8 protein-coding genes are annotated in these 10622 nt (G+C 47.7%); all 8 read right to left on the reverse strand.

Annotated features, from left to right (window positions below; genetic code table 11):
• Positions 1–47: 47 nt before the first annotated feature.
• Positions 48–1043, reverse strand: a complete 996-nt coding sequence (locus tag NDA01_RS25610) for an SUMF1/EgtB/PvdO family nonheme iron enzyme (RefSeq protein ID WP_348230193.1) — start codon at positions 1041–1043, stop codon at positions 48–50.
• A gap of 163 nt (positions 1044–1206) precedes the next feature.
• Complete coding sequence (locus NDA01_RS25615; RefSeq protein WP_348230194.1) at positions 1207–2082, reverse strand: formylglycine-generating enzyme family protein; 876 nt, start codon at positions 2080–2082, stop codon at positions 1207–1209.
• Positions 2083–2160: 78 nt separating this feature from the next.
• On the reverse strand, positions 2161–4917 hold the full coding sequence (locus NDA01_RS25620) for an SAV_2336 N-terminal domain-related protein (RefSeq protein WP_348230195.1): 2757 nt from the start codon (positions 4915–4917) through the stop codon (positions 2161–2163).
• A complete protein-coding gene (locus tag NDA01_RS25625; RefSeq protein WP_348230196.1) occupies positions 4914–6011 on the reverse strand; it encodes an AAA family ATPase in 1098 nt (365 codons plus the stop codon). The genes NDA01_RS25620 and NDA01_RS25625 overlap by 4 nt, the downstream gene beginning before the upstream one ends.
• Positions 6012–6022: 11 nt before the next feature.
• Entirely contained in the window at positions 6023–7432 is a 1410-nt protein-coding gene (locus NDA01_RS25630; RefSeq protein ID WP_348230197.1) for a VMAP-C domain-containing protein, read from the reverse strand.
• A complete protein-coding gene (locus NDA01_RS25635) occupies positions 7425–8924 on the reverse strand; it encodes a CHAT domain-containing protein (RefSeq protein WP_348230198.1) in 1500 nt (499 codons plus the stop codon). The genes NDA01_RS25630 and NDA01_RS25635 overlap by 8 nt, the downstream gene beginning before the upstream one ends.
• 4 nt (positions 8925–8928) lie before the next feature.
• Positions 8929–9318, reverse strand: a complete 390-nt coding sequence (locus tag NDA01_RS25640; RefSeq protein ID WP_348230199.1) for a trypco2 family protein — start codon at positions 9316–9318, stop codon at positions 8929–8931.
• Between the two features lie 176 nt (positions 9319–9494).
• A complete protein-coding gene (locus NDA01_RS25645) occupies positions 9495–10370 on the reverse strand; it encodes a recombinase family protein (RefSeq protein WP_348230200.1) in 876 nt (291 codons plus the stop codon).
• Positions 10371–10622 lie beyond the last annotated feature (252 nt).

A 10622-nucleotide genomic window follows, 5' to 3' on the forward strand; every position in this document is an offset into this window, starting at 1 on the left:
AGGGTAAGAGAGCAAAGGTTACAGAGTCCACCCTTCAGGAAGCAAAACTACGGAGCACTACATACTACTCGAAAACCGAGATAGTTGTTGCGGAAGGTGGGCAAAAGACGGTCGCGAGAGGCAGAACGGCAACCCCCCGGATCGTAGAAGCAGGAGCCGCCGCGTAGTACACGAAAACTATTCTCATGCTCACTCAGCCAAGCACTGCCATTCGTCGGTGCGCCTTGATAATTGCTGTACCAATGGTCTGCACACCACTCCAACACATTGCCATGCATGTCACACAACCCAAAGGCATTCGCGATCTCAAAGTGGTCTACAGGTGTGGTTTCTGCTCGGAACGCCCCTTTGGGGCCGTTGTTATAGGTGCTGTTGCCGTCGTAGTTGGCGAGGTCAGTCGTTAGGGTTTTGCCAAAATAAAACGGGGTTGTGGTTCCAGCCCGACAAGCGTATTCCCACTCGGCTTCGCTGGGTAGGCGATAGGGGCGGTTTGTATAGGATGCTAATCGGGCGCAAAACTCTACCGCGTCATACCAAGACACCTGCTCAACGGGGCGTTGCTCTCCCTTAAAAGTTGAAGGGTCTGGATCTAGTTCTTTGCTAACGGATGGTAATCCGGCGACAAACTGCCATTGCGCTTGAGTCACAGAATACCGCCCCATAAAGAAGGTAGGAACGTTGACTTCGTGTTGTGACCCTTCATTATCACTGCGCCCTGGCTCGTCTGCGGGTGAACCCACCACAAACGTGCCAGCAGGAATTAGGACCATGTCTAAACTAACGACATCCTTCCTTAGCATTTGGTGGTGCTTGGCGTAGATGTTTTTTAGATGCCGCTTTACAGTACTGATACTAATGAGTAGTTTAGACGCAATTTCTTGAGCACTGTATTTAGCCTCGTGTAGCTCCCAGACTTCACTCTCACGAGAAGTTAAATTAAGGTCATGAGGAGTTAGGGTGGACAGTGGTTTGACTACTCCATGTAGCTGCTCAGTGAAGTAGCGTGCCTGCTTGTGCTCTCGACGAATGACCAGTTCTGCCATGACGGGGTGTAGCAAATAAGGGTTGAGGTGGGTCAGATAACTCTTCAGCGAACTTACTAGTTAACTGACCCAGTTTGATTTTTGGATACCCGATCGCGCAGAGCAAAGCATCACCGGAGCAGGTCTGGACTCTTCTAGGCACTCCCGACAAATCTCCCACCTGTCAGCTCTCGCACGGAAGAGTGCTCGGGGCACTACACACCACTCGAAAACCGATAAGGTCGTTGCGGTCGCTGGGCGAATCGTCGAAACGAGAAGCAGAACGGCAAGCCCTAGGAAGGGCATCCCAGGAGCCGCCGCGTAATGCAAGATGATAATTATCATTCTCATTATCACTTAGCCAAGCACTCCCATCCGTCGGCGCACCCTCATAATTGCCATGCCAGTGGTCTGCACACCACTCGAATACATTGCCGTGCATGTCACACAAGCCAAAGGCATTCGCAACCCCAAAGTGATCTACAGGCGTGGTTTCTCGCCGATGCTCCCCTTTCGGTCCACGACCATAAGAGCCTGACCATTTATATTTCTCATTATCGGTGCCTCGATAGTTTGCTAAATCAGCCGTAATTGTCTTGCCAAAATGAAAAGGAGTAGTCGTTCCAGCTCGACAGGCATATTCCCACTCGGCTTCACTGGGTAACCGATACTCGCGGCCTGTATGGGCTGACAACCGAGCACAAAACTCCACCGAATCAAACCAAGACACCCGCTCAACTGGGTGGTTATCCCCTTTAAATCCAGATGGCTCTAGCTCCAGTTTTTGCTTCACCTCCGGCAGCGCTGCTACAAATCGCCACTGTGCTTGCGTGACAGGGTATTTCCCCATAAAAAAGCTACTAACCCTCACCTCATGCTGTGGCCCTTCCCGATCTTGTCGCTCCAGTTCATCCTCCGGCGATCCCATTAAAAACACCCCCAACGGGATCAACATCATCTTGATTTCAATCTCTTGACTCAACGGCTCAACAAAAAACTGAACAGCCTGACGGCGACGCTGAAGGGTAAATCTGGGCTGTGAGTTTTGAGCAGTTGCCATGGCCTAAAAGTGACTTGACTGAAAAAATTTCGATCGCGCTACGCGCCAAAAAGGGTAAGAGGGCAAAAGAGCAAAGGGCTACAGAGTCCTCGGGGCACTACACACCACTCGAAAACCGAGATTGAATGCCGTGAGGTCGGGCGGGTAGATGAAACGAAAGGCAGAACGGCAATTCTCTGGATTATAGTTCCAGGAGCCGCCGCGTAGTAAACGATAATTATTCTCATTATCACTTAGCCAAGCACTGCCATCCGTAGGTGCGCCTTCATAACTGTCGTGCCAGTGGTCTATACACCATTCCCACACATTGCCGTGCATGTCTGATAATCCAAAGACATTCGCAACACCAAAGTGGCTAATAGGTGTAGTTTTTCGTCGGTTTTCTCCTGTAGGGCCATTGTTATAAGCGTATTCGCCATTGTAATTCGCTACGTCTGTTGTAATCATCTTCCCAAAGTGGAAAGGGGTAGTAGTTCTAGCTCGGCACGCATATTCCCACTCTGCTTCGGTAGGCAACCGATATTCTCTATCTGTATGGACAGCCAATCGAGCACAAAACTCCACAGCGTCATACCAAGACACCTGCTCAACTGGAGAACGAGATCCTCGGAAGTGAGATGGGCTCGGGCTTAATTTTCGGTTTACTTGAGGCAAATTAGCTACCAGCTTCCATTGCGCTTGAGTAACCGGATATTGCCCCATTAAGAAAGCCTGCACCTCTACTCTATGCTGTGGATCTTCATTGGCCCTTCGCTCAGTTTCATCATTGGGCGAGCCCATCATGAAACTACCTGATGGAATTACTACCATCTGTAGCCGAACTCTATTTCCCAGTTCTTCCACCCATTGTCCATTTTGCTGCTGTTGCTTTCTAACCACCCACTCACTACGTTGCCCACCACGCCGAACAATGCCGTCTAGGAAACTAGGTTGTGGTGCCTCACTTCTGGGCTCAACAGTGGCTACCTGAAACTCAATAAATTGTACGTTGCTATCAAATGGCGTGTTCTCTGGCTCTCCTTCTACAACAATCGTAACGATCTCCACTTCCTCAGTCTGCAACGCCGGGAAGCTTGGCTCTGCGTCAGCTTCTACGAGCTGGGCAGTAGTAAACTCTAAAACTTTTAAGTCTGAAAATAACGGATCAAACTCTAAGGGCTGAATCCAGTCGGAATGCCGTCTAGCATTCTGCTCAACCAACCGAGCTAACTCGGCATAGTCACCACCTAAACGATGGAGCACTTCTGTAGCAACTTGGGCAAAAGGCAGGACAGCATCCTTCAATTCCTGGTTCCACGTAGATTTGGGGGAAAGCAAAGCCGTAAAGCTCTTGATTTCAAACCCCAGCGTTCTGGCGATGCGCCGCGATAAAGCTTCTAGCACCCCAACAGTTTCATCCACTGGAGTGCGTTCGTTCAATAATTCTCGAACTCCCTTGACAAATTCATATCGGACGGGAGCATTCGAACCAGATTCTTTCGGTTGATTTGCTTCTAATAAGCTGCTGGTATACACCTCGGCAATGTGGATAGGCTGCACCTCATGCAAGAGTTCTTGCTGAATGAGATGCACTACTGGCAACTCTATAGGAACAGCTGCCATCATCCTGGCTAAGCGCTGAGCGAGGGGAGAGGCAGTAGCCATAAATAGCTCCAGCCGCTCTTCTGCAGATTTTGGTCGAATGATAGTCCTGGATCGATCTCGCTCTGAATTTTTCACCCAAGCTAGGTCGAACAATCGAGCAGGGCACCGTTGATTTCCTGCAGCAGAGACTACTAATGCCCACTGTTTTAAAGCACCCGTAGTCAAAGTTACTACAGGTAATGTCAGCATTGCGGTAGCTGTGATTTCGGTGCGTGAAGAAAGCCCTCTAATCTGTAGCTTTGAGTTTGGAGCACCTGGCATCAAGGAACTAACTTGCCCAGCAAACCCTACATCCAGTTCACTTTCGTTCCACAAGCGTTCCGGTAATAGTTGAACGATAGCCGTAGGCCCGCTTTGGCTCCAGGTTGCTAGCCAGCCATGAATCTGGCCTTGATGCCAGAGGCGAGAACGGCAATCGCTGACGAACAGCACCAGACGACGCCCTGAGGTATCAAGCAGCTCTTTATGACTACGAATGGGTACATCTCGCTCAGTGCCCAAAAGTTGCTGCTTCTTGACTATCAGTTGGGGCTGTCCTGCGTCACCCTCTTGGACGTACCAAGCTCGCACATTGCGAAAGGCTCCTTGATATTCCAGCAAATGTTGAAATTCATCTAGAGTGTCTTGCCATATGAAGCTAAATTTAGAAGCCTCGATTACTAGCTCCAGATCAAACCAACGCTCAGGGGCAGGTTTAAGAATTGGCATCCAAATGTCGCGTTCGGCAATACGGTTTGCCGTGGCCAATTCATCTAATTCTGACCGCCTTGAGGAAGCTACCTTGCGCATCAAAGGACGTAGCGATCGACCAATCTCACGCGGATCGCTAAGGGCGGGAGCAGCCTGTATTTGTATTGGAAGTCCCTGTTCTGGGGTTTCAACAGATGAACTACTGGGCTTATTCGGTTGAGGCATGTAGGCAGAAACAAAAGGTTGAGCCTCACCTGCAACAGTGCCGTCATCAATTACTTGAATCGGTATTGCTTCACTATCTGATGCTAACTCGTCCGTTTGATCTGGCTCGTTTGTTTGATTTATTGCATAGGCATCATTGATTTTAGATGCCAGCCATAGAGCATCCACAATATCCTCATCGTGCAACACAGACTGAGTCTCGCTAAAAGCATTAATCTCCTGATCGCTCAGCAGAAATCCCTGTTGCTGAAAGACAGTGATGAGGTGGCTGATCATTTGTCCTTCTCTGGTAGGCGCTCTTTAGTTTGCTTAACTTGTAGAGGACGATCTAAAGGTGCCAAGAGATGATCAAGCAAACTCTCTTTTGTATCGCCAACCCAATCACGCTGACGGGCAATCATAAATAAGGCGTTCAGCAGTTGATCAGTAGCAAGCTGTTCTTTACCCTTATCTCGACGTTGAAGAAACCGCTCAATCAAACCATTAACTTGATTGGATGAAAGGTTGGAATCTTTTAGATGGGCCTGAATAATGCGCTCTAGTTGCTCGCGATCGGGGTCACGCATATTTAGACGTAGACAACGGCGGAGAAAGGCAGGTGGAAAATCGCGTTCGCCATTGCTAGTCAAAAGTACTAGAGGAAATTCCCGACAGGCAATCCGTCCTCCTCTTATTTTGACTTTCCTCTCTGAATAAGTAGTTTCAGCTTCATCCGTATAAGCTGTACGAACTCTTACTTCAATAGGCTTTGATATCTGTTCAGAGTCATCACTCTCTTTTTCCAGACGTGCTAACTCTGGGATTTCAAATCGACCTTCTTCAAAAATAGTCAAGAGGTCATTAGGCAAATCAATATCACTCTTATCAATCTCATCAATAATCAATACGCGGGGCCGAGATGACTCCAACAAGGCAGTTCCCAGAGGCCCTAGAGTAATATAATCAGCAATTTTTTGTGGATCTTCGGTATAGTTTCCGCGTGCTTCGGCTTGCCTGACCTCCTGCAAACGACCAATGGCATCGTAGCTATAGAGACCATCTTTCAGCGTAGTACGAGTAGTAATGGGCCAGTAGAGGACTTCCCCTAGCTTTAATTCATGAGCTACAGCGTACGCTAGGGAAGACTTACCTGTCCCTGGCTTACCAGTAATTAGGAGGGGCCGCCGTAGGTAAAGTGCAGCATTAACCATTTCGACCTCTTCTAGTCTGGCCTGAAAGGTCTCACCACGACGTTTCCGACGACTCACACCAAGATGTGCCTCTTTACCAAAGGGTCGCCAAGGAGGCACATCAGGCAAGTTTGCGATCGCATCATGGGGTTCGCGGTTGTCCCCTTGAAACAGCTTCCAGTCTTCGGGTGATTTACTCATAGACTCTTAACTCAGGCAGACTTCGGGGGAACTAAATAAGGGTCATCCCATAAAAGGGATAGATGATGCCCAATATGACAGTCGGGGGAATTTTGTCGTCTTCGGGTTTCATGACGTTTGCCTTTCACTGTATAAGGTAATCGTCCTAGACAACACGTCGTTAGCAAATTTGATAATTCGCTTTCATGGCATTGGTTGACTAAACTAGTACGTGCCCAAATTGCAAGTGGTAGACCTGAGTCTAAAAGCTCGTAGCAAAGTTCTTCTGTATTGACAGGAGGGTGCTTAACCCTCAATCCTACAATCTTGCTGTCTGGCTGCACAGCTTCATCCAGAACATCCATTAACTCATCCAGATCATAGTCATGGCCAAGTACAAAGACATTATCAGCAGGCTCTTCTAATAAGCTTTGGTGTCTTTGCCACAACCGCAACCAGCTCGGTCCTTTGTTATAAGCGCGATCGTACCGATTGGCGCATCGAATAACGACAACATGGTCATGACCTAAACATTCTCGACGTCTACCAGTCTCTGGTTCTAGTAACCAAGCATCGGCCCCCAAATACATCAGTTCCAATGGTAGGAATACATGGATCTCAGGGTAGTTTTGACAGCGTTCACAAACTTGTCTTTGCTGAATTAAAAACTGATTCACTAAACGAGTCATTCTTTGCAAAAGCTCGTCCAGTAAACAGGGAGCACTATCTAAAGAATTCACTGGAAGTAGGGATTGATACCCCGTTTTTTGCGATCGGTATGTTTCAAGATTTTCTATTAACCAGGCATTGAGCCGATAGTAGGGTTGGTCTTCTTGAGCCTGGGTGGAGTCTTCATCGCAACGAGTAATAGTTATGAAAATAGCGGGTTGCGCATTTTCTAGTCGATTATTTTGAATGGCTTGAATTTGGTCGTGGAGTTGCAGCCAATCAATTCCCATCCGATATTGATCGCCCCATTGGTTTAGCGCATGAGCCAGAGGTGGACTAGAGGTTTTTTGGACGACATGAGCAATAAATTCTTCACGCGCTGTATACGATAGCTGACCTGGAGCAATCCTTTCCAATTCATTAATAATGGCATCAACTGTCCTGGCATTTAGGTCTACTGGAACAGACCAATGCCGAATTGTTTGTTGATACGCCTCGACAAGCAGATCAAGTTGTCCTGCATGCGCTTTAAAGATGCCAATTAATTCAGCCAGGGCATCTTGAGCTAATTGACGTTGTCGCTCCGCCTTATGCTGCTCAATTTTTTGTTGTAATTCGCGTGTTTTGCGCCCGATCTGCTCGATTTGGCGCTCTAGTCGATTTTGAGTAGGAGCATCCAGTTCTACTCGCAACTGCTCTTTGACTTGCTCGTAGTCTTGCTCTAGATCATCTAGTTGGGTTTGATAATGGTCAAGCAGATAATCTTTACTCATCCTGTGAGTTCAACTGAGATAGCTGTTGCTCTTTGGTATTCATCCGTTGTCCAATTTGCTCAATTTGGCGCTTTAATCGATTTTGAGTAGAACCATCTAGTTCCACTCGCAATTGAGCTTGAACAGCCTCATAATCTTGCTCCAAATCCTCCAATTCCGTTTGTAGCCGTTCTATCTCCAAGCGCTCAAAACGGCTCAATTTAGACTGCTTCATTTTTGCGATCGCTGCTTCTGCAAACAATTGCCCACCCTGATTATCCAGCCAACGTAGATATAGAACAGGGCGATACCATTGGTTTCCATCCACCCCCATCCACTTTCTGCCTTCATTAATAGCTGTTAGCAAAGTTTTTTTCTGCCCTAATATACGATAGAACTGCTCTGCAAAATTGCTAGCAGCATCCACTCTCACTTCATACTGCATTGCCACTACTGCAGGTACCCTGGCGTCAATTAATTGTTGCGCTGTTCCATTAAATACTGACTCTCCAGCAACAGCCATTCCTGACTGGCAGGCACTAAGTACTACAAGTGCTATCCTTTTAGGCAAAAAAGCTGCTAGGGATGCTGCGCTGATATAATCAGGGCCACCCTGATCATTCTCAAACAAGAGGAAACCCATCGGCTCTGGTAATTGTTGACTACAATTCTGGCAGTGTTCAACTTTAATGCTGCCGTGAACTTGAGCACATTTTGGGTTAACGCACCTTTTACCAAACAGCCCATGACCATCAAAGTGCAAAACTTGTGGCATCTCATCTTCAGAACATTGAGATAGTTTTGCACTCAGAGCTTTGAAAGTTGCCCTTGGTAGTTGCTCCATGACGATCAACCCCTCTGACTCTGCCCTGCTCAGGCCCATACGAATGGCCTGCTGTTCAGTATCCGGAAGTTTCGTCAACCCCTGAGCTGCATCCTCAGCGCGAGGCGAGATCAGCAAAACTCGTAGCTGATCCTGGGGTAAAAGAGCAGGTGGTAAGGATTCATAGGCAATATAACGAGAGATAATCACTTGACGGTGCTGCAGAAATCGCTGCCCATCGTGCAATAACTCCCAGGGATAGTCAGCTAAGCGTGATCGCTTGGCTGAATCCTCAGAAAACTTAAGTCGTATATGTAGTTCTACATCCTCCTGCTCAGCCAGTCGCAAGGCTACCTGGAAGACTGATTTCAGGGAGGAATTGATGGGAAAGAGTGCTTCATAGAGAGCCTGTCCAACTCGCTCCAAATAATTTGGATAAAAACTTTGGCGATCGCTATTTAGAATGCCAGCCTCTACCATCCAATCTTGCTCTCCAGGTCTAGGAAAGTGTTCCAGTTTAAAATTTCCTATTCCCTCTAGCACCTTAATGAGCGTGACTCGCCTATCCTGTTCTTCTTGCCAAAAAGGTAAAGAGCAATCTGCCTCACCATCACCCGCAGACGATCCAGTAGCGATCGCCTTGAACCGCCGTTCATCTAAAGGCAATAAGTACACTTCAAGCAATTTCATTAGCTTAATAGCGATCGTCAGGATTGGTATCTGTTCCTTTCAATAGAGCATCCAAGCTACGCTTCACCGAAGTAGGAACCTCGTTAGAATGCAGAGTTTGATAAAACTCCATTAGGCGTTCCTTATCAAATAAAGGCGATAGCTTAACCTTCACAGTATGAACATCTTCTCGTTTGAGGGTGCCCTTTACTTCTCCGCCTCCAATAGAGAGGACATCAATTTTAACGCCACCATTACCCTCGCGACTTGCAGTCACTTTCAGCTCCAACTCCACCGATTCCACAAACAAAATTGGAGCATCAGAACTTTTACCAGGAACTGAAGACAGCAATTCCTGTTTCACTTGCTGAATTAGCTCATCGAGACCGATGGATTGATGGGGTTGCTCAGGCATCGATAGGCTCGCTTGACAGTATAAAATCTTTCATTAACCTACACCAACACCTCTTCTGCTTACGGAATACTGCATTTTCTTAACGCCAGGTTTTATTGGTTAATAGAGTTTTCACATCAGGTTCATTAAGCGTCTAAAGCTGAGCACTTCGCATGAGCATTAAGTCTGGTTGAATCCTACCAGCTCCGCTCGGCCCCAATCTCATCCACATCTGCCTCAATAAAGCAACACTCTAGGTCTGCTTGATAGTCCATCTCTTGAAGCAGGTCATAAATTTGCTTATCGAGGTCTGCATCATCTTGGTAAGTGAACGTTAGCTCATACTCCCAACTATCTTTGTGCTGCTTCTGCATTTGATAGCGAGATAGGCAGAAGCGTTCAATATGCTCCCTGACCTTCTTTTTACGACGGATGAACTTGTTGTTATTTTCAACTCGCAACCAAAGCCGAACCTTCGTTGTCTTCTGGGTTGGCGTTGGTGTTAGTGTCACCTGAGGACCAATATAACGATAGTAAGTGGGGCGGCTAATCCCAAGATGCTCACAGATTGAAGAAACTGAACGCTTGGGGTCCGCAGCGAGCGATCGCCCAATCGCGATTTGGTCAGGCGTAAGCTTCTGCCGTCGCCCCCCTTTCCGCCCCCTAGCTCTAGCAGCCTGCAACCCAGCCTGAGTCCGCTCTCGAATCAAGTTGCGCTCAAACTCAGCCAGTGCGCCAAACAGGTGGAAGATCAGCTTGCCTCCACTGGTTGTCGTGTCAATGCTCTCTTGAGTTGATCGGAACCCAATCTTGCGACTCTCCAGTTCCTCCACTAAAGCAATCAAGTCTTTGAGCGATCGCCCCAAGCGGTCGAGCCGCCACACTACCAAGGTATCCCCTTGCCTAGCAAAGTCAAAGGCTTGTTTCAGCCCAGGGCGATCGGCCTGGGCTCCGCTTATTTGGTCAGAGAAGATGCGATCGCAGCCTGCTGCTAGCAGTGCATCATGTTGTAAAGCCAAATTTTGATCACCTGTTGAGACTCGTTCGTACCCGATCAACATTGCAGCAGTCAAAATATCGTAGTGCTAACGTATCAGAACTCATCAGTGCTTTGACGTTCTGAAACATAGATTAATTGACGGGTTGATTGACGCTGTAGCAACGTTGATCGGGGCGATCGCCCCGATCAACGCGAACTGTAAAACAAAGGAGCGGATACTGTTGGTAAACCTTGACTGGGATCACCTCGGCTATTTTAAGAGCAATCTCCCCAGTTTTCAGAGGTGAATTGCCATGTCCCTCTCATTTGAGCCCATTTCTCCGGT

It is taken from the genome of Trichocoleus desertorum AS-A10, assembly GCF_039962155.1.
GTDB lineage: Bacteria > Cyanobacteriota > Cyanobacteriia > FACHB-46 > FACHB-46 > Trichocoleus.

Coding starts and splice junctions, on each gene's coding strand:
- NDA01_RS25640 (WP_348230199.1), bottom strand. CDS start 9,318: ATGCCTGAGCAACCCCATCAATCCATCGGTCTCGATGAGCTAATTCAG.
- NDA01_RS25630 (WP_348230197.1), bottom strand. CDS start 7,432: ATGAGTAAAGATTATCTGCTTGACCATTATCAAACCCAACTAGATGAT.
- NDA01_RS25625 (WP_348230196.1), bottom strand. CDS start 6,011: ATGAGTAAATCACCCGAAGACTGGAAGCTGTTTCAAGGGGACAACCGC.
- NDA01_RS25615 (WP_348230194.1), bottom strand. CDS start 2,082: ATGGCAACTGCTCAAAACTCACAGCCCAGATTTACCCTTCAGCGTCGC.
- NDA01_RS25635 (WP_348230198.1), bottom strand. CDS start 8,924: ATGAAATTGCTTGAAGTGTACTTATTGCCTTTAGATGAACGGCGGTTC.
- NDA01_RS25610 (WP_348230193.1), bottom strand. CDS start 1,043: ATGGCAGAACTGGTCATTCGTCGAGAGCACAAGCAGGCACGCTACTTC.
- NDA01_RS25620 (WP_348230195.1), bottom strand. CDS start 4,917: ATGATCAGCCACCTCATCACTGTCTTTCAGCAACAGGGATTTCTGCTG.